This is a genomic window from Nostoc sp., from assembly GCF_036917775.1.
Taxonomy (GTDB): domain Bacteria; phylum Cyanobacteriota; class Cyanobacteriia; order Cyanobacteriales; family Nostocaceae; genus Nostoc.
In genome coordinates, this window is the sequence record NZ_JBALEQ010000096.1 from 30,360 (window position 1) to 49,591 (window position 19,232).

Consider the following 19,232-nt stretch of genomic DNA (forward strand, 5'->3'; position numbering starts at 1 on the left):
CTTTCTAGTTACATAAATTGCCCCTACGGGTAATCAAGTTGGGTTAACAAACTATTAATCTCTATAAAATATGGCTCAAATACCTAATTCCCAAGTAAAAATTTTAGTAATTGATGATGATCGCATTATCCAACTAGTTTTAAAACAAACTCTTCAAGCTCAGGGATATGAAGTAATTCTGGCATCCAGTGGGGCACAAGGATTAGAACAAGCTTATAAGTACCATCCGGCGATGATCATTTCTGATTGGCAAATGGATGAAATGGATGGCTTAGAGGTATGCCGCAAAATTAGATCTGAACCATCTCTATCAACAACCTTTTTTATCTTGCTAACCTCACGAAAGGCTGTAGAAGATCGAGTTGAAGGTTTAGATACAGGTGCAGATGATTTCTTGAGCAAACCTATTGAGGTGAATGAGTTAAAAGCACGGGTAAGAGCGGGATTAAGATTGTATCAGCTGAATCAAGAACTCCAAAAATTAGCTCAAGATTTACAGATTCAAAAACAGCTGTTAGAAACAGAATTAAATGAAGCTGCGGATTATGTAAAATCTATTCTTCCCAAACCAATATCAGGATTAGTTACAATCAATTCCCGGTTCTTACCCTGCCACCAATTGGGTGGTGATTGTTTTGATTACTATTGGCTAGATGAAGATAATTTAGTAATGTACCTCCTTGATGTCTCCGGTCATGGATTGGCCGCGGCTCTGCCTTCAATTTCAATACAAAATCTGTTGCGATCGCAATCTCTCCCCCAAGCTAGTCTTTATAATCCATCTGAAGTTTTCCAAAGCTTGAATAATGTATTTAAAATGGAGCAACAAAATTACCAGTACTTTACTATCTGGTATGGAGTTTTTAACCGAAAATCTTCCCAGCTAACTTACGCTAGTGCTGGACATCCTCCTGCTTTATTATTGTCACCTGCAACTGAATCTGAGTTACAGGTAAAACAATTAATTACCCGCAGCTTGCCCATTGGGGTATATGCCACAAACGAATATTATAATGAGATGTGTGACATTAAGGCTGGTAGCAAACTGTATGTTTTTAGTGATGGAGTTTTTGAAGTTGAGAAGTCTGATGGTAATATGTGGGATTTAAGCAGCTTTATCAATTTACTTACTAAATGTAATCAGTCATCCCAAACTGATTTAGACTCCATTTTAGATACCATAAAAAATGTCACAGGCAGCCAAATATTTACCGATGACTGCTCCTTACTAGAAATTAGCTTTAGCATTGAGTAACTTGATTGATGAATGATTCTTGATCTGGAAAAACTTCAAATATTTTTGTTGTATCACTAATATCTAAAATCATTTTAATTTGCTCATTGATTGAACAAATTACCAGTCTGCTTTGTTTTTCTTTTACTATTCTCAATGTTAAAAGTAGGGTGCCAAATCCAGAACTATCCATAAACTTGATAGATTGAAAATCAATCAAAAAAGTTTCAATACCGGATTCAATCAATTTGCTTATTTCTTCATTAATTTGTCTACCTTTTCTTCCATCAAAAATTCCACAGGGTTGAATAACTTTTACTTGATGATTCATGATGTTTGTTGAAGATCCTATTGCTGAGATAAGTAAGTAAAGAATTTGTTGCAAAAAAAGATATAAACTTTCAAGAATTTATGCCTCATATTTATGGGCAAATTTACTACTTAATAAGTTATCTTTTTCTTGAGTAATAAGCAGTTTTTCTCACCTGCTTCACGAGTATAACTAACATTCCAACCATAGTCTTTTCTAAGCTTCAATAGAAAAATACAGCCCCAATGTGCTTCATGACCCAAAGGGTTGAAATTGCAATCGCTAGTTTTTTGATTGAGCTTATCTAATTCTGCTTCCAAATCGAAAATAGCACCTTGATCCCAGATGGCAATCTGAAAATATTCAGAGAAAATCGTCGCTGTTAAATGAATAGGTGTTTCTGGATTCAGTTGGCTATGAGCATGACGAACTACATTTGTAAAACCCTCAATCAATGCAGTTTGACCTTCTATCCACACTTGATAAGGTAGTTGTGGACAGTTGAATTGATCAAACCATTCTACTACTGTTGCCATTTCATCTAAATCACTGGCAACATGTAGTGTAGAATTATAGCTCAATGAATCTGTTTGCAGTGACATTTATACTGCCCCTGAATCTTTATTGAAAACAACAATAATTGTTTTTAACATTAACTTTAGATCGTAAAGTAAACTCCAGTTCTTTTGATAACGTAAATCTAGTTCGATGACATCCTCAAAATTACGGATTTTTGAGCGACCATTTACTTGCCATTCGCCACTGAGTCCTGGTCTGACATCCAGTCTTTGCCAATTTGCAACCTCATATTGTTCCATTTCATTTGGAGTTGGTGGACGAGTACCAACTAAACTCATATCTCCTATAAGAATATTCCAAAATTGGGGAAATTCATCTAAGCTAGTTTTACGCAAAAAGCGCCCAACGCGGGTAATTCGTGGGTCATTATCATTTTTAAAAAAAGCGCCAGAAGCTTTGTTAGGAATAGTAGCTTTGAGTGCTTCAGCATTTGTCACCATCGACCGAAACTTCCAAATGCGAAACCGTCGCCCCATCCAACCACAACGAATTTGACTAAACAGTATAGGCCCAGGACTATCAAGTTTAATCGCGATCGCAATCGGTACAAAGAGTACGCCAGTAACAGCCAATCCGACGATCGCCCCGACAACATCAATGGCCCGTTTCATTGGCGATCGCACCGAGGGATGAGTTAAGGGGGGGCGTTGCTCACTTTTGCGAGTTGCGGTAGGGACAATTGCTTCTGTATTGGATTCGATGTTAAATATTCGGTCTAAACCGACCAAAGAAAACGCTAATTTTATTTGCGGATTGATACTCCAAAAAATTAATTGAATGTTTTTTGCCTGGGCTGATTTATGATTACTAATCAATGAGCCAATACCACTACTATCGATAATCGTTGTTTGTCCAAAATCTAAGATGATTTTTGCTAAACTAGAATCATCTAACCAGGTTTGAAAAGATTCTCTAAAGGTTACAGCCTCAATTACAGTTAATCGCGGTGGTAACTGCACTAACAAAGTATTATTTAGCCAAGTGGTAACTAGAGAGATTTTGTTTTTAGGATGAGGATTCATGATCTGGATATACCTACTGATAGTTTTTCGAGAGTTGGAGCAAAACGCTTTTCTAAACTATTGCAAAGAGCGATAGCTGAAGCATTGGAAACATCCGAAACTGAGACTTGTCTAGGAGCATTGATAAATCGCACCAAGGCTATTTTACGCAGACTTTGCATATATCGCTCGGCAAACAATACTACCTGAGAGTTGAGATCACATAGGTCAGAGAATAATGATACTCTGATAGTATTTATTACACTTATACTCAGCCCTAATCCGGCATTAAATGCAAAATAATATACTCTTAAAGCTTAAACACTTAGAAATCGACCAATCAATAGGATAATCCACGTTTCCTGAAAGATGCTGAGTAACTCAATTCCCAGAACGCGGGAGGCAAAAGAGGTAATTTTTCTGCCTTTGGCAAAAGTCAAAGATTGAGTCATCCGCCAAGGTTGATATTTAAACGTGAGAATAATCCAGATGGGAGCTACCAAAAACTTAGGTAAAACGATCACCCACATTCCCATTCCCGATAGCGCAAAGATTGCCGTTAAAACGTTATCGGTGGATACTTGGTGATTAAGGCCAGTATGTTGAGGCGATTTTCTCTTCTGATTAAGGCTGTTTACACCATCGCTAGGGGATAAATTAAGTAGGTGATGGCGATTAAACAGATTGGGAGGATGAGGTGGGAATTATGTAAGATTGAGCGATCGCTAATGATGCTAGACATTGAAGGGTAAATAAAACACCAGCAATCAACCAGCTCAACCAGTAAGCAGTAGGGCTACACCTACGCGTGCAACAAAGTGGCGTTGGCGCGTAGCGCCAACGTACCGATGCCATTGTTGACAGCATTCAAGTACTTAAATGATTTGGCTGTTATATAAATTACTTAATTAAATAAAAGCTTGTTGAAGAGTAAAAGAAAAAATAAATGCTTGTAGCTTAAGTAAAAACCCTTCATAAGTGACTGCATATATTGATTTTGGGAAAACACAAGTGATACTACTAAACACGCTTTCAATATAATGTTTAGTATATAGCCCTCCTAATTTTCTTCTTGGAGGGCATTTTATTGCTTAATACACCCATCAGACTAACTAGCAACTTGGGTTATCTACTTTTCCTAACTCACTAAAAAATGGGCGAACTGGGAGTATTAAAGTAGTTGGTAATTGCATTGCCTATATCTGTATTCACCCAATTGCGGTTGTAAGCTATGACATCTTGGATATTGGGGAGATCAACAGTCTTAATTCCGCCTAGACTAATTACAAAATCGTTGTAGTCTCGATTAGAACTACTATCAATAGCCACATCTTCAAAACCGATAACCGCGCCTTTAGATCCTGTCAAGACATCTGCTACTTGTACAGTATTGTTTAAATTAGCAGCCGACATCGAGAAGAAAAGTTTATTACTTGTACCACCTTGTCCAGTCAAAGCATCATTAAGAGTTCCATTGGCTGCAAAAACAAAACCAAAAGTATCTCCCCCTTGCATCTGATAAATTTTCTCGCCTTTATACGAGCCATTATTAAAATTAGTTTCCCAGTTGAGAATGTTAGCGTTGTCCGTGAAACGCGCCCCCTCTAGAGCATCTTGAACCACAACGTAGCCACTGGAAGTATTGCTATTAGCACGGCGCACTGCTTCTGTCATGAAAGCTGTGGAGCCGGTTTTGTACATATCCATTCCTTGCAGGCTAAAGATACCTACTTCCCCTTGGCTATAATAACCGCCATCGTAGAGGAAGTCCATTTTAACTTGGCCAGTTTGATTAGCAACAAAGACTCCTTCATCAAACAATGCCCGGTTAGAATATTCAAGTAATTGTTGTCCTACTGTTGTGCTACGCCAATCCTTCTCAAAGTTGGAGAAATTATCAATTGACTGAACAATTCCCTTAGCACCTTTGACTTGGAAAACAAAATCGTTGTAATCGCGATCGGAAGTACTAGAACCAGTGGGAATATCCTCAAAAGCCAAAGTTCCATTACCATCTACATCTACAATCTGTCCAACAGCCATATTAGGATTAGCTTCGGGGATAGAAAAGAGAGGAAGTTTACCATATTGCCACATCTGACTTTCTTTATTGAGCCACGGAGCATTTTTAATTTCCTGAACATTAGTATTGGGGACAAACATAAAGGCAAATTTATCTCCTGGATTCATCTCGAAAGTTGTCATTCCTCGATAATTTCCAGAATTAAAATTGTCTTCCCAAGGCATTTTTTCAGTGAAACGCGCTCCTTCTGAGGGGTCTTTAGCTAACACATAACCTAATTTAGAATTGCTGAGAGCGCGTTTAGCTGCTTCTTGAATAAAAGCCTGAGAACCAGCTTGGTAATTTTCCATTCCTGCGAGGCTAAATACAGCCATCTCTCCTTGATACCAGCCACCATCGTAAAGAAAGTCAAAGGTTACTTTACCAGTTTCACCAACTTGAAATACTCCTTCGGTATATCTAGATTGGCTAGCATATTGGAGTAATTCTTTTCCGCTAGCACTGGTTCGCCAATCACGACTGGAATTAATTTCTGTGTTGATACTGTTGGTATTATTACTTTTGAGTCCTTTGGCTTGGAAAATCAGGTCATTGAAATCTTGGTCAGCCTTACCAGCACTCACGCTGTTATCTTCAAATGCTATAGTCCCATTATTATCTACTGCAACTATCTGTCTTTGATTGGTAGAGAAAATAACATCTTTACCCCATTGAGAAGTAATAGAAGGTTGCTGATAAACTTCACCAAAGGTGGTATTTTGCACTAGCATAAATGCTACTTCGTCCCCAGCGTCCATCTTAAAAGACTTAATGCCTTGGTAACTACCAGCACCAAAGTTATCTTCCCAAGTAGCATTATTCTGGGCAAAACGTGCGCCTTCTGTGCGATCGTTTATGAAGATATGACCTTGTGTTGAGTTACTTAAAGCACGCGCGATCGCTTCTTGGCGAAACTCTAAGGAGCCTGCTTGGTATTTGTCCATACCTTTGAGGCTAAATACAGCTACTTCTCCTTGATACCAACCGCCATCATAGAGATAGTCAAGTTGAACTTGGCCTGTACCATCGACTATGAAAGTACCTGTATTAAACTGAGGACGGTTAGCATATTGTGTTAATTCTTTGCCAACATTGGTATTTAACCAGTTGCGATTAGAATAAATGGAATCTTGGAAACTGGGTGCGGTGGCTGTTGCGCCCAACACCTGAACTACCATATCGTTGAAATCGCGATCGGTTACGTTTGAGTTTAAGGTATTAATATCTTCCCAACCGAAGGTATTTCCTTTACCTGTGATGTCTGCAATTTGGCTGGAAACTTGTCCTGTTGAGTTGACTGAACCGAAAGAAAATAGAACGTTGCTAGTGCTAGGAGAGGAAGTTTGTGCAATCTTTGCAACTGTGGTGTCTGAAACTAACATCATCGCAAACTTAGTTCCAGCCACCATCTGGAACTTTTGCGCTCCTTGGTAAATACCGCCGTTATAATCTTTTTCCCAGGCTAATTCATCATTGATATTGGTGAAACGAGCGCGGTCAATGTCATCCCGCACTACTACATAACCAGAGCTAGAATTACTAAGAGCGCGTTTGGTAGCTTCCTGAATAAAGGCTGTGGAACCTACCTCTAGATTTTCCATACCTTCAAGGCTGAAGATGGCTATCTCTCCTTTCTTCTGCCCACCATCATAAAGAAAATCGACACTAACTGTACCTGATGCACCAACAGTAAAAATGCCATTGTTTGAGTTGTTTAAGTAAGAAATTGTCGTCATGTCTTTCAGCTCTTATTTTCGTAACAAACCTTTATACCGAATATTGTGTAATTTATGATACTGAAAACAGAACTGTATTTGTACGTCTTTTTATATAAAGCTTATATAAAGCTTGACTGAAGAGATTTGTGTTTTATCCTACTAAAAGGGGTTTAAAACCCCATCCCCTATGGGTTGCTTGTTTTGTGTTGGGGTCTAAATCCCCAGACGCTCGAAGACTCGCTATCACAAAACGTAATTGCGAATTGCGAATTGCGAATTGTTTATCCTGGGCATTAGTCCAATGATTTGGCATAGGATCAAAACCAAGAGCGACAGCACAATCGCCGATTTGCACTAAATCATCCAGATAGTAATGGGGTGGACTTATTCTCACTTACATCGCTTTATAATCCACGGTAAGCATTACGGAATTTCACAAATTAGGGGAATGTGGTTTTCTGACGACCCAAAAGAAGTCAAATTATCAGATTTGGGCTAGCGAAGTAGAGAGCGTTTTTTATACAAATATAAATTCTGTGATAAGTAAGTCGCTGAGAATAAATCAAACTAGATTAAGTAATGTAAAAAATCTTGAGATTATTTCGTAGTGAGGACTTTAGTCCTCTTATGAGGGCTGAAGCCCTCTCTGCGAGACGCTTCGCGTAGCTTGCTTCCCCGCAGGGGTACACTACAAACCTTGAATTATTCGCACAGCGTAACTTTCTGTAGGGTTACTCATTTCACCCCGGTAACAGGTAGTCAAATTTTAACGATGACTGTTCTTTATTAGAAATTGAATTTAAGCCAGAGTAAGATTTTTCATAAATGTATCTTGATCCGGCAGCACTTCAAAAATTTTTGTTGTGTCGCTGAGTTCTAGAATCATCCTAATTTGTTCGTTAATAGAACAAATTACTAGCCTTCCTTGGTCTTTTTGCACAGTTTTTAGCATTAATAGGAGAGCGCCAAATCCTGAACTGTCCATAAAATTAACAGATTGAAAATCCAACAAAAATATTTTGACACCTGTGTCAATAAATTTACCAATCTGATTATGAATTTCTCTACCTTGTCTACCATCAAAAATCCCTATGGGTTGGATAAGTTTCATTTGGTAATCCATAATTTTGATTAATAAGCTGTGATTGTAATAATAGGTAAGATATAGAAATCATGGAAAACAAAACCTTTGTATCTGGCTTTTTTATCCGATGTTAATGTTGGAGAAACATTAAGATAAATGTAAATCCAAAAATTAATAAAGTTAGATTTTATTGAGAAACTCAGCAAAATAAATATTGCTGAATTTTGGTGAATTAGTCATTATATTAAAGAGCGATCTTTTTCTTTAACAACAAGCAGTTTATATGTCCTGCTTCACGAGTGTAACTAACAGTCCAACCATAGTCTCTTCTGAGTTTCAAAAGAAAAATACAGCCCCAATGAGCTTGATGATCTAAAGGGTTAAAATGGCGATCGCTGGTCTTTTGATTGAGTTGTTCTAAGAGTGCTTCTAAATTGAAAATCTCACCTTGATCCCAAATAGAAATCTGGAAATATTCGGAGTCAATTGTCGCTGCTAAGTCAACAGGAGTGTGTGGACTCAGGTGGCTGTGAGCATGACGCACTACATTAGTAAAGCCTTCAAGCAATGCAGTTTGAGCTTCTATCCACATTTGGTAAGGTAGCTGTTGACAGTTGAATTGCTCAAACCATTCAATAACTGTTGCCATTTCATCTAAATCGCTGGCAACTTGTAGGTCAGAATGATGGATGAATGAATTTGTTTGCAGTGACATTTACACTGCCCCAGAATCTTTTTGAAAAAGCACAAGAATCGTTTTAAAAATTAACTTTAAATCATAAAGTAAACTCCAATTATTTTGATAGCGTAAATCGAGTTTGATGACATCTTCAAAATTACGGATTTTTGAGCGGCCGTTGACTTGCCACTCGCCACTGAGTCCAGGTCTGACATCCAGTCTTTGCCAATTGGTAATTTCATATTTTTCTATCTCATCGGGGGTTGGGGGACGAGTTCCCACCAAGCTCATATCTCCGATGAGAATATTCCAAAATTGGGGGAATTCATCTAAACTAGTTTTGCGGAGAAAGCGCCCAACACGGGTAATTCGCGGATCGTTATCATTTTTAAAAAAAGCACCAGATGCTCGGTTAGCAATAGTATCTTTGAGCGCTTCCGCATTTGTCACCATTGAGCGAAACTTCCAAATGCGAAACCGTCGCCCCATCCAGCCACAGCGAATTTGACTAAACAATACAGGACCAGGACTATCAAGTTTAATCGCGATCGCAATTGGCACAAATAACAAGGTGGTTACAGCCAATCCCAGAATTGCACCAACAATATCAATGGCACGTTTCATTGGCGATCGCACCGAAGGATGGGTTAAGGGTGGACGCTGTTCAAGTTTGCGGTTTGCAGTCGGGATAATCGCCTCACTATGAGCTTCAATATTAAATATCTGCTCTAAACTTACCAGGGAAAAAGCCAATTGCACTTGCGGCTGGATACTCCAAAAAATTAATTCAATCTTTTTCCCCTGTGCAGATTTATGATTACTAATCAACGAGCCAACACCACTACTATCGATAATTGTGGTTTTGCCAAAATCTAAGATAATTTTGGTGATCGTCTCGTCTTCTAACCAAGTTTGAAACTCCTTGCGGAAGGAAACAGCCTCAATAACAGTTAATCTCGAAGGTAGTTGGACTAAGAGAATGCTGCCTTTACGAGTCGTTTCTAGCGATTTTGTAGTTTTAGGATGAGAACTCATTATTTGGATACACCTATGGAAAGTTCTGGAAAAGTTTGACCAAAACGAGATTGCAGACTATTACAAAGTGCGATCGCCGTAGCAGTAGATACGTCAGCAATGGACACTTGTCTGGGGTTTTCGATAAATCGCACTAAATCTCCTGGCGACCAGGCTATAGGCACATTGATCTGTGATAGTGCTAGCGCTAGTTCTACTTGATGCTCGTCAACATGTTCACCAAATCTCTGGCTGCGAGGTACCAAAATATAAGGTTTATCCAAAGAATCCAACAACAGTAAGGTTCCTTCCCCACAATGAGCAATCACTATTCGCGCTTGCTGAATCAATTCCTGAAATTGTTCTTCTTTGATAAAACGATAAACCTTAGCACCAGAGGGTAAGACGGCGTTAGAACTACCATACTGAACAACAACTTCTTCTTCAATTAGTTGAGTTTCGAGCAAGACCTCAACCCAAGACATGAGGCGATTGAAGGGATACTGTTCTGTACCAACTGTGACAAAAATCATACGCTTTCCTGAGGAATGATAAGTTCAGCTTGCGGATAACGGGCTTGAAGTTGCGGCCATTGCACATAAAGGACGCTAAGAAAAGGCAAAAGTAATTTGGCAGATAAACTTAAAGTCTGAATTCGAGTTACAGATTCAATAAATGCTGTTTTGCTACCGAATAATTTGCCAATCATTAAAAAGGGGACAGCGACACCTGCACCTGTAGAAATTATCAAGTCTGGTTGAGTTTGGCTGACGACTTGAAAAGCTAGAAGCAAATTCTTGAACAAATTCGGTAGGTTGCGATTAGTCGGACTAAAAGCCCAATACACTGTTTCTTGGGCCAAAGCAGCTTGTGTAGTTGCAGTTTTAAAAGTTACCCAAACCCGTTCATGGTGTTCCCAAAACGGACGCAATTGCTGAATACCTTTAAAATGTCCACCTGACGAGCAAACTAATAATACTTTCATAGATAGAGATAAATTTCCCTTAAAATTCTCTTTTGCCGTTGATCAAAGTCAGATTCTAGTAACTTTTGCAGAAAATTTGGTTCAAAATTATTGAACACATTTTTTAAGAAGTTTATAAACTGCTTCCTAACTTCTAACTTCTAATTTCTCACTTATTGACCTTTATACACTATTTCACAAGTTTTCATGATTTTCCAGATAAATGTTGAAATATTTGCTACCAATTTATTCTCAAAGCATAGCTAGTATTTTATTTTTTAGGCTGGATAAAGCTTCTGGATTTAGGCACTTAGTTAATAAACACATTTAATGGAAATATAATATATTTATCAAGGTTGAAAGTACCAAATCTGACTTTATTGTTTTTGCAAAAATAAGTATATACACTGATGCTAATGTAAATAATTTTATTTAATTTGTAAAGACATTAGTGTTATTAATTTGACAATGAGTGGTCATACTAAAGTTTCTGTTATTGTGCCTGTCTATCAAGTAGAGAAGTACATACATGAAACAATTAGTTCAATTTTGCAGCAGACATGGCAGGACTTTGAGCTATTAGTTATAGATGACGAATCACGCGATCGCAGTCTCGAGATTTGTCAAGGGTTTTCCGATAATAGAATCAAAATCATTAGCCAAAAAAATCGCGGATTAGCTGGAGCGAGAAATACCGGTATTCGCCATGCTCAAGGAGAATATTTAGCCTTTTTAGATTCAGACGATTTATGGCTACCGCAGAAATTAGAAAAGCATCTACATCATTTAGACCATAACCCAACTGTGGGTATTAGTTTTAGCCGTTCTGCCTTTATTGATGAACAAGGAAAGCCTTTAGGCATTTATCAAATGCCTAAACTCAAAGACATTAGTTCCAGTGATTTATTCTGCCGTAATCCTATCGGTAACGGTTCAGCCGTAGTTATTCGCCGGGAAGTTTTTCAAGAAATTAAATTTCCAGAGACTGTTGATGGCATCCTGGAAGACTGGTATTTTGATGAACACTTCCGTCAATCTGAAGATATAGAATGCTGGTTGCGAATCATTCTGCAAACCAATTGGCAAATTGAAGGTATTCCTGAAGCTTTGACCTTATATCGCGTCAACGCTGGTGGTTTGTCAGCAAATTTGCTCAAGCAGCTAGAATCTTGGGAGCGGATTATTGATAAAGCCAAAGTATACTCCCCAGAGTTTATTGCACAATGGGAAAATCCCGCTAGAGCTTATCAATTAAGATACCTAGCGCGTCGGGCTGTAAGACAACGTGATAGTAAGGTTGCAGTAGAACTCGTTAACCGTGCTTTGATGACCCATTGGCAAATACTTTTAGCAGAACCTCATCGCACAATCTTGACTTTATTGGCTGCTTATTTGCTGCGCCTTTTACCTCAATCATTCTACTCTCAGCTAGAAGTTCTCAGTTTGAAAATCACAGGTGCTAACCAAAAACGCCAAATTAGCCAAGACCAATTTGTTTAATTACATCACCATTATTGTTCTTTAACAAAATTAATTTTCATTCATCTTCAGTCTCGACTTATCTCGATGTTAGCCTAAACCAAAGTCGAAGGCTAACTTGTACATTTTTTGTATTGGCTGTTAACTGCTGAAGGTTAACAGTCAAATTTTCAATTCTTATTGATAATCCCTAAGATTTAACATGAAGCCAAAAGTATTACATTTAATCAGCGACACAAAAATGGGTGGAATTATGTCTGCCCTGAAAAGTTTGACTTCTTCCTCTTTAAAGGAAAAATGGGACTTTATTATTGGCTCTAGTAAAAAATTATCTGAAGATAAGCAATCTTTATTTAAAGCAATTATTGTCCATGATTCTCGTAATTGGCAACGATTACTAAAATTGTTAATTATCAAAATCAGAAATCCCCAAGCCAAAATAGTTATTCATGAACATCATTATTCTGAAGGATTTGTGCAATGTAATGTTACTCATAAATTTCGATTTTATTTGATGCTCAAATTATCTTATGGTCTTGCTGACTGGGTAGTAGCTATTTCTGCTGGACAGCAAAAATGGTTACAAGAAAATCGCTTAGTGGCGGATAAAAAATTAGTTTTAATTCAGCAGTGTCGAATTCTCAGTGATTTCTTAACGGTTCCAATAAAACCTATAGAACAGCCGTTAATTGTCGGAGCTTATGGTCGATTTCACCCGCAAAAGGGATTTGATATTTTGCTAGAAGCCATGAAATTAATTTCTGATTCACCGATTAAATTACGCATTGCAGGTGAAGGTGATGAAGAACTTAAATTAAAACAATTAGCTCAAGGACTCAGTAACGTTGAATTTATTGGCAGAATTGATAATGTACCTGAGTTTCTTCAAACCTGTGATGCGGTAGCTATTCCCTCGCGCTGGGAACCAATGGGACTGGTCGGTTTAGAAGCTAAAGCAGCTGGTAGGTTTGTGATTGCTACCGAGATAGATGGTTTGACTGAACAAGTGTCTCACTGCGGTATTCTAGTTCCACCACAAGATCCCGTAAAGCTAGCTCAAGCGATCGCCTCCATTCCTGAGCAAGATATAGAAGCACTACGTCAAATTGGTCGCCAATCAGTTACAGGAGCTTGGGAGAAATATTTAGACGAATGGAACACATTTCTTAGTCAAATTACTAAATAGCTTCTCTCTTATTGTTCAGGAATAAATCAAGATGAATTTGGCTAAAGATATAACTAACAAACTCAGATATAAACTATCAGATAAATTTATTCAGAATTTTAGCTGGCTGGGGGGAGCGCAAATTGTTTATCGCTTCTTCCGTTTAGCAACTACAGTCACATTAGCTCATTTGTTAAGCCCTGTTGACTATGGTTTAGCAGCACTGATATTGACTACAAATGAATTTGTTAATGTATTTGCACAATGCGGAATTGACGTTAAGCTAATTCAATCTACAGAAGAAGATATCAATGACTTATGTAACACTGCTTACTGGTTGAATTGGCTTATATATAGCAGTCTTTTTATTGTCCAATGTATCGTTGCTTTTATTATCGGTTGGTCTTACAAAAATATTCAGCTTGTTTTGCCTATTTGTCTGATGGCCACAGGTTATTTGACAATCCCAATCGCTTTAGTTCAATGTGTTTTAATTCAGCGTGAAAATCGCATGAGCGTTATAGCTGTTACTCATATGTTACAGCTTTGCATTGATTGCATCTTAACAATCATCATGGCTTTACTTGGTATGGGAATGTGGGCTATTATTCTACCAAAAATTTTAGTAGCTCCTATTTGGGTATGGAGGTGTTATACTAATCATTCTTGGCGAGTCAATAGTAAATTTACGTTAAAAAATTGGCAAGAAATAGTCAAATTCGGTCGTAATATATTAGGTTCACAATTACTAACAACTCTGAGGAATAATATTGATTACTTCTTAGTTGGTACATTTTTAGGAGTCGAGCAATTAGGAGTATATTATTTTGCTTTTAATGCTGGATTAGGAATTAGTCTTGGTATTATTACAGCATTTGGATCTGCTCTATTTCCTTATTTATGCTCCGTCAGTAATAATATTGAGCGTTTAAAAGAACGATTCTTTAAGGGATTGAAAACAGTAGCTTTAATTACAATCCCACTAATTTTACTTCAATCCAGCCTATCACCTTTTTATGTACCTTTAATCTTTGGTCAAAAGTGGGTTACAGCAGGTGCAGTGCCAATTTTGATTCTTATTTGTTTGTCCGCTATTCCTCGCCCCTTTGGAGATGCAGCTTCGCAAATTCTGCGTGCAGTTAATAAACCAGATATCGATTTGAAATGGAATTTAATTTTTACAGCAATATTAGTAGTTGGTTTAGTTGTGGGTCTCCAATGGGGTCTAGTTGGTGTTGCAACCGCAGTCCTAATTGTTCATATTCTCACCATACCTATCTTCACCATTTGGTCAAGTAGATACGTCATCGCCACACATCCAGATACAATTCTCAAAACCTCAATCTAAATCAAAAATTTGATAAATTCTATGCCGAAAATTTCGGTCATCGTACCAGTTTATAAAGTTGAAGCCTACATTGCTGACACCATCTCTTCAGTTTTAGCGCAGACATACTCAGACTTTGAATTATTATTGATAGATGATGGCTCGCCAGATAAAAGCATTGATATTTGTCGGCAATTTACAGATGCGCGAATCAGAATTATCTCTCAGGAGAATAGAGGATTAGCTGGAGCGAGAAACACTGGTATTCGCCATGCACAAGGAGAATATCTAGCATTTTTAGATTCAGATGACCTCTGGACACCACAAAAACTAGAAAAACATCTCATTCATTTAGAAAACTCTCCTTCTGTCGGCGTTAGTTTTAGCCGTTCTGCTTTTATCAATGAGACTGGGGAGTTCATGAATGAATATCAAATGCCTAGACTCAAGGAAATTACCCCATTCTATTTACTTCAAGGTAATCACGTTGGTAATGGATCAGCGCCAGTTGTGCGACGAAAAGTGTTTGAGGAAATTAAATTTACTGCAAATCTTTATGCTACTGTCGAAGATTTTTATTTTGATGAAGCCTTTAGGCGTGCAGAAGATATTGAATGTTGGCTGCGTGTTGCTATCCAAACCAATTGGCAGATTGAAGGAATTCCTGAAACTTTGACATTATACAGAGTAAATTCTCAAGGTCTTTCAGCAAGTCTATTGCAGCAATTTGAAGCCTGGGAACAGGTACTAGAAAAGACTCGTTCTTACGCACCTCATTTAATTACTCAATGGGAAAATTTATCTAAAGCGTATCAGTTACGGTATTTAGCACGAACATCTGTGCGTTTGCGTATGGGTGCTGTCGCCGTACAATTGATTCACCAAGCTCTCAAAACATACTGGCGGATAGTATTTGAAGAACCTCGATTTACAATTTTTACTTTAGTAGCAGCCTATTTACTCTGGCTCTTACCACAGAACCTTTATAACAAAATCGAGGGTTATGCTATCCAAAAAATACGCATATTACGCAGACAGCCTATTTTTTCAGACAAACCAGGACTTATACAATAGACTGACTTGTCTTTTTCACATCATATTCTGTCAAATCAGATACCCGACTTTTTCAAAAAGTCGGGTATCTTGCATTTCAACAGAATTAATGCGATAGACTACTACAATTTTTGGTGGTGCTGATTAAGTAGATTATTCGTGAAGTTAAGATAATTGTAAAGGCACAACAATGTTGTGCCCCTAACTTTATGAAGAAGGGGAAGGGGGAAAGGGGAAGGGGAAAAGGTAAAAACCGTACTGCGTTCCGCTCCGCTAACGCCCAAAGTCAAGCGAAATAATCCAAATTTTATGAGGAAGGTAAAAACCGTACTGCGTCCCGTTCCGCTAACGCCCTCAAGTGGCGCGACAATCATCATCCCTTTCCCCTTTCCCCTTTACCCTTTACCCTTTTATAATTTATTGACCTGCAAAACGTTGTACTGATGCAACACCCAAAAATTAAACTGGCTTCTTAAACGTTCATCTTCTTCACGAGGTCTAATAATTTTTGGGTATCAACAATCATATCTGCATCATGAGTTCTTAAGTCGCCTTTCGGAGAATCCCCCAGCAACGCTCCATACTCAAATCCCAAACCGCCGCAAAGCTCATAATAAGACGCAACAGGTACAGTTTTTGCAAATAGTTCAATCAGTTTTAAGTTTTTAGAAAAGATAATATTAGTCAATCCTGCTCCATGAGGAGATATTATCATCTTTGCATTAGCAAACAAATGAACTTGATCAGCAAAGCTCAAATCTTCCGTCACATAATCTACAAAACCCAACTTTTCTAATTCCTGAATGACTTCTTGCTCATTCACTACCTTTCTAACTAAGGTATTGCGCCTTGAGACATAAATATGGGTAGGAGTAGGTTTACTCTTAATGTTTTCCGGTAGATTATTAATTATCCGTTCCGCTAACCAACGACAAGAAGCAGGGGAAACGTGACAGTAAAATCCATCTTCATCTTGCATAGAACGCCGAAAGGAAGGAACTAGTAAATTATTTACTAACATCCTTTTTCCATTCCATTCTTGATAATCTTCTTCGCTATAACCGAGTAATCTTAAACTATCTATTTGATACTGTTGTAAATTTGGACGAATGATTAATTTGATTTTGACACCAAATTTTCTTTCATACTCCATTACACCTTCTAATCTAGTGAGACAATCGATTAGCCAATGAAAATAATTATTATCCCAAGGACATACTAGAGAAAAAACTGTGTCTTGATGAGTACAAGGGTAGAACTTTTTTAAGAATAGAGTTCTCAGAGATAAAATTCTTGCTAAATGATCTGCTGTATATTGAGGCCAGCTTGTTTCTAAGATAACCCTACCTTGACTATCAAACCCAGTAGCATTTTTTCCGGCTAGCTCACCATTCTTGATACTGGCTACAAATGGTTTAGCAAATACTAAATTTTCAAATTCCTTAAACTTTTCGTGATCTACTCCATTTTTTCTCTTGAGAGAACTTACCTCATCTGTGTCTTGAAAAAAAAATGGAGAGGTCTTGAGTAAATCATTTCTATCTACCACCTGCATTCCTGATAATTTCAAGAAGTTAATGATGGGTTTACGGAATTTATATTTCATCCCGCTACGATACAAGGCTCTGTAAAAGACTCTTAGAGGAACAATTTTCTTGAGTGTAGATTTTAAGGACATTTATTTCTCACATTCATTATAAGATTAGTTCAATAGCCTACATCTAAATTGCATAATTGAATGAAATCAAAGTTTTTTTGGGATGAGACATTTTTCTATACAAAATAAATGTTTAAATAGTTTTCAGTTGGACAAGCCAATTTTTTTTGCTAACTTATCGCTAACTTATATACATCTATTAATATCTATAAAATAAATAAAATTATCTCCCCATGCCTCAGCATTTCTACATAAATTATTGTCTTTAAAAGAAAATGTTTGAAAATAGGTATAGCGTTTATCGATCCAGGGAGGTACACAAAGACATAATGAACTACAGATGAACACAGATAAATTTGTACCTCAGCAGACTAGGAACCGCTATAAATATAATTTGCTGCTTAAAAATGTACAGGTAGATTGTGTCTACTTAGTAGCTGTTGCGAGTTGCACAGGCAGCAATAAAATTAAAATTACCGTAAATTTACGGTTATAGATATTAAGATCAGCTTTTATAGTTATTATTACTGATGGCTATTGCCTATGCTCTGTTTATTATTATAATTTTCTGGATATTATAGAAGGATTTAGAGAGTAATCAGAATAGATAAATTTAATTGTATTTCAATTAATAATGTGATTCAATTGAATCTCATTATTAATTGAAGTATTATTTACAGCTAGTTTTCTTATGTTTAATAGTTTCTGTAAAAAAAAAGCCCTAGTGATCATAAATGTGGCTTTAACAACTCTGGCTTTAGGAACACCTTGTTTGGCTTTACCTCTTTCTAGAGGCGATCGCCTCAATATATTTATTATTGAGGGAGAAGGATTTAGCGGTAGTTATGTAGTTAATCTAGATGGCACGCTCAATATACCCTATCTCCAGCCTTTACTTGTAGAAGGTTTAGAACCCTCACAAGTAGAACAAGTGATTTCTCAGGCTTTGCTGGAGGCAAGAATCTTTAAACCGAATGTTCTTCAGGTAAGCGTTAAAGTTGTCTACTGGGCACCTGTGCAAGTTAGTGTAGCTGGCGAGCTTTTTCAACCTGGTACTGTATTAGTCAATGCTGCTTCTGACGCTCAAGCTTCTCTGGCTCAACAATCGACTCAAATATCTGGCAATTACCCAGGCGATCGCTATTTAACTTCTGCCATACGTTCAGCTGGGGGAGTAATGCCAAATGCGAATATCAAAGAAATTCGCCTAATTCGTGGTAATCAAGAAAAAATTATTGATATATCAGGTGTATTTACTGGTGAATTTTTTGACGATGTGCCGCTGATTGCTGGGGATCAAATTGTAGTTCCTAAAGCAGAAAAATTTCAACCTGAGCTGATACGTCCATCTCGCATTACTCCACCAGGAATTAAGGTATATATGTCTAATTTAACAGTTCCTGCTACTAGTAATGCAACTGCTTCGATTAATCAGGATTCTAGCAGTTTTCCTTATGGTTCTCACTTATCTCAAGCTGTGATTGCAGCGAATTGTGCGGGGGGAACTCGCTCAACTAATGCTCATAGACGGACAACTTTAGTCCGCACAGATCGGATTACTGGTGAGACTAAATATCTAGATCGACCTGTGGAAGAACTGTTGAGAAAGTCTGAAAATGATATACAAAATCCATTTTTAATGCCTTACGACGGTGTAATTTGCTATGATTCAAGGTTTACTAACGTCAAAGATTTGCTCAATACGATCGGCGGGTGGTTATCACCATTTTTGTTACCATTTTCCATTTTTAAATAAACTTATAAATAATTAATTTTTTGCTACTTTAATATCCATATTAAAAATTTAGAGAAAATATGTAAAACTTGCTAACTTCATTCCTATTGTGAATACAGATAAAAAAACGTTGTGTTTATGATTCAGTTCCATCAAAAGAGCGAAATGTCA

The 19,232-nt window shown here is 37.5% G+C and carries 20 protein-coding genes and 1 pseudogene; 7 read left to right on the forward strand and 14 right to left on the reverse strand.

Annotated elements, in window-relative coordinates; translation table 11 throughout:
• The first annotated feature begins 70 nt into the window (after positions 1–70).
• A complete protein-coding gene (locus tag V7K69_RS19545; protein WP_335037239.1) occupies positions 71–1,255 on the forward strand; it encodes a PP2C family protein-serine/threonine phosphatase in 1,185 nt (394 codons plus the stop codon).
• On the opposite strand, the gene V7K69_RS19550 is transcribed toward V7K69_RS19545, so the two are convergent.
• From V7K69_RS19550 to V7K69_RS19580, 8 genes and pseudogenes are all read right to left on the reverse strand, one after another.
• Entirely contained in the window at positions 1,242–1,565 is a 324-nt protein-coding gene (locus tag V7K69_RS19550) for an STAS domain-containing protein (protein ID WP_335037242.1), read from the reverse strand. The genes V7K69_RS19545 and V7K69_RS19550 overlap by 14 nt on opposite strands.
• A gap of 110 nt (positions 1,566–1,675) precedes the next feature.
• Entirely contained in the window at positions 1,676–2,146 is a 471-nt protein-coding gene (locus V7K69_RS19555) for an ATP-binding protein (RefSeq protein WP_335037244.1), read from the reverse strand.
• The gene (locus V7K69_RS19560) at positions 2,147–3,145 is read right to left on the reverse strand and encodes a sugar transferase (RefSeq protein ID WP_335037246.1); all 999 of its coding nucleotides are present in this window, start codon (positions 3,143–3,145) and stop codon (positions 2,147–2,149) included.
• A 296-nt stretch (positions 3,146–3,441) separates the two neighbouring features.
• Positions 3,442–3,654 (reverse strand): hypothetical protein, encoded by a 213-nt coding sequence (locus tag V7K69_RS19565; protein WP_335037248.1) that lies wholly within the window; start codon positions 3,652–3,654, stop codon positions 3,442–3,444.
• Positions 3,655–3,799: 145 nt separating this feature from the next.
• Positions 3,800–3,991: a hypothetical protein gene (locus tag V7K69_RS19570; protein WP_335037250.1), complete on the reverse strand. Its 192-nt coding sequence runs from the start codon at positions 3,989–3,991 to the stop codon at positions 3,800–3,802.
• Positions 3,992–4,032: 41 nt separating this feature from the next.
• A pseudogene (locus tag V7K69_RS33015) lies at positions 4,033–4,173 on the reverse strand (IS982 family transposase); the annotation flags it as partial.
• A gap of 97 nt (positions 4,174–4,270) precedes the next feature.
• The gene (locus tag V7K69_RS19575) at positions 4,271–6,922 is read right to left on the reverse strand and encodes a DUF4114 domain-containing protein (protein ID WP_335037252.1); all 2,652 of its coding nucleotides are present in this window, start codon (positions 6,920–6,922) and stop codon (positions 4,271–4,273) included.
• Positions 6,923–7,055: 133 nt separating this feature from the next.
• Entirely contained in the window at positions 7,056–7,298 is a 243-nt protein-coding gene (locus V7K69_RS19580; protein WP_335037388.1) for a hypothetical protein, read from the reverse strand.
• Between V7K69_RS19580 and V7K69_RS19585 the strand changes: the two genes are divergently transcribed.
• On the forward strand, positions 7,278–7,403 hold the full coding sequence (locus tag V7K69_RS19585; RefSeq protein WP_335037254.1) for a hypothetical protein: 126 nt from the start codon (positions 7,278–7,280) through the stop codon (positions 7,401–7,403). The genes V7K69_RS19580 and V7K69_RS19585 overlap by 21 nt on opposite strands.
• 300 nt (positions 7,404–7,703) lie before the next feature.
• On the opposite strand, the gene V7K69_RS19590 is transcribed toward V7K69_RS19585, so the two are convergent.
• The 5 genes from V7K69_RS19590 to pssD all read right to left on the reverse strand — a co-directional run bounded on the left by V7K69_RS19590 (position 7,704) and on the right by pssD (position 10,666).
• The gene (locus V7K69_RS19590) at positions 7,704–8,015 is read right to left on the reverse strand and encodes an STAS domain-containing protein (protein WP_335037256.1); all 312 of its coding nucleotides are present in this window, start codon (positions 8,013–8,015) and stop codon (positions 7,704–7,706) included.
• 217 nt (positions 8,016–8,232) lie between these two features.
• Positions 8,233–8,703, reverse strand: a complete 471-nt coding sequence (locus V7K69_RS19595) for an ATP-binding protein (protein ID WP_335037258.1) — start codon at positions 8,701–8,703, stop codon at positions 8,233–8,235.
• On the reverse strand, positions 8,704–9,702 hold the full coding sequence (locus tag V7K69_RS19600) for a sugar transferase (RefSeq protein WP_335037261.1): 999 nt from the start codon (positions 9,700–9,702) through the stop codon (positions 8,704–8,706).
• Positions 9,702–10,214: a glycosyltransferase gene (locus V7K69_RS19605; RefSeq protein WP_335037263.1), complete on the reverse strand. Its 513-nt coding sequence runs from the start codon at positions 10,212–10,214 to the stop codon at positions 9,702–9,704. Before V7K69_RS19605 ends, V7K69_RS19600 begins: the two co-directional genes overlap by 1 nt.
• The gene (pssD, locus tag V7K69_RS19610; RefSeq protein WP_335037265.1) at positions 10,211–10,666 is read right to left on the reverse strand and encodes a PssD/Cps14F family polysaccharide biosynthesis glycosyltransferase; all 456 of its coding nucleotides are present in this window, start codon (positions 10,664–10,666) and stop codon (positions 10,211–10,213) included. Before pssD ends, V7K69_RS19605 begins: the two co-directional genes overlap by 4 nt.
• A 447-nt stretch (positions 10,667–11,113) precedes the next feature.
• On the opposite strand from pssD, the gene V7K69_RS19615 reads away from it, so the two are divergent.
• The 4 genes from V7K69_RS19615 (at position 11,114) to V7K69_RS19630 (ending at position 15,690) form a co-directional block, all read left to right on the forward strand.
• Positions 11,114–12,145 carry a glycosyltransferase family 2 protein gene (locus V7K69_RS19615; RefSeq protein ID WP_335037267.1) on the forward strand — a complete coding sequence of 344 codons (1,032 nt, stop codon included), beginning with the start codon at positions 11,114–11,116 and terminating at the stop codon, positions 12,143–12,145.
• 181 nt (positions 12,146–12,326) lie between these two features.
• The gene (locus V7K69_RS19620; protein WP_335037269.1) at positions 12,327–13,310 is read left to right on the forward strand and encodes a glycosyltransferase; all 984 of its coding nucleotides are present in this window, start codon (positions 12,327–12,329) and stop codon (positions 13,308–13,310) included.
• A 31-nt stretch (positions 13,311–13,341) separates the two neighbouring features.
• Positions 13,342–14,637, forward strand: coding sequence for a lipopolysaccharide biosynthesis protein (locus V7K69_RS19625; RefSeq protein WP_335037271.1), 1,296 nt, complete (start codon positions 13,342–13,344; stop codon positions 14,635–14,637).
• Positions 14,638–14,658: 21 nt separating this feature from the next.
• The gene (locus V7K69_RS19630) at positions 14,659–15,690 is read left to right on the forward strand and encodes a glycosyltransferase family 2 protein (RefSeq protein ID WP_335037273.1); all 1,032 of its coding nucleotides are present in this window, start codon (positions 14,659–14,661) and stop codon (positions 15,688–15,690) included.
• A 451-nt stretch (positions 15,691–16,141) separates the two neighbouring features.
• On the opposite strand, the gene V7K69_RS19635 is transcribed toward V7K69_RS19630, so the two are convergent.
• Positions 16,142–17,347: a glycosyltransferase family 61 protein gene (locus V7K69_RS19635; RefSeq protein WP_335037275.1), complete on the reverse strand. Its 1,206-nt coding sequence runs from the start codon at positions 17,345–17,347 to the stop codon at positions 16,142–16,144.
• A 715-nt stretch (positions 17,348–18,062) separates the two neighbouring features.
• Between V7K69_RS19635 and V7K69_RS19640 the strand changes: the two genes are divergently transcribed.
• Entirely contained in the window at positions 18,063–19,082 is a 1,020-nt protein-coding gene (locus V7K69_RS19640) for a polysaccharide biosynthesis/export family protein (protein WP_335037278.1), read from the forward strand.
• Positions 19,083–19,232: the final 150 nt, after the last annotated feature.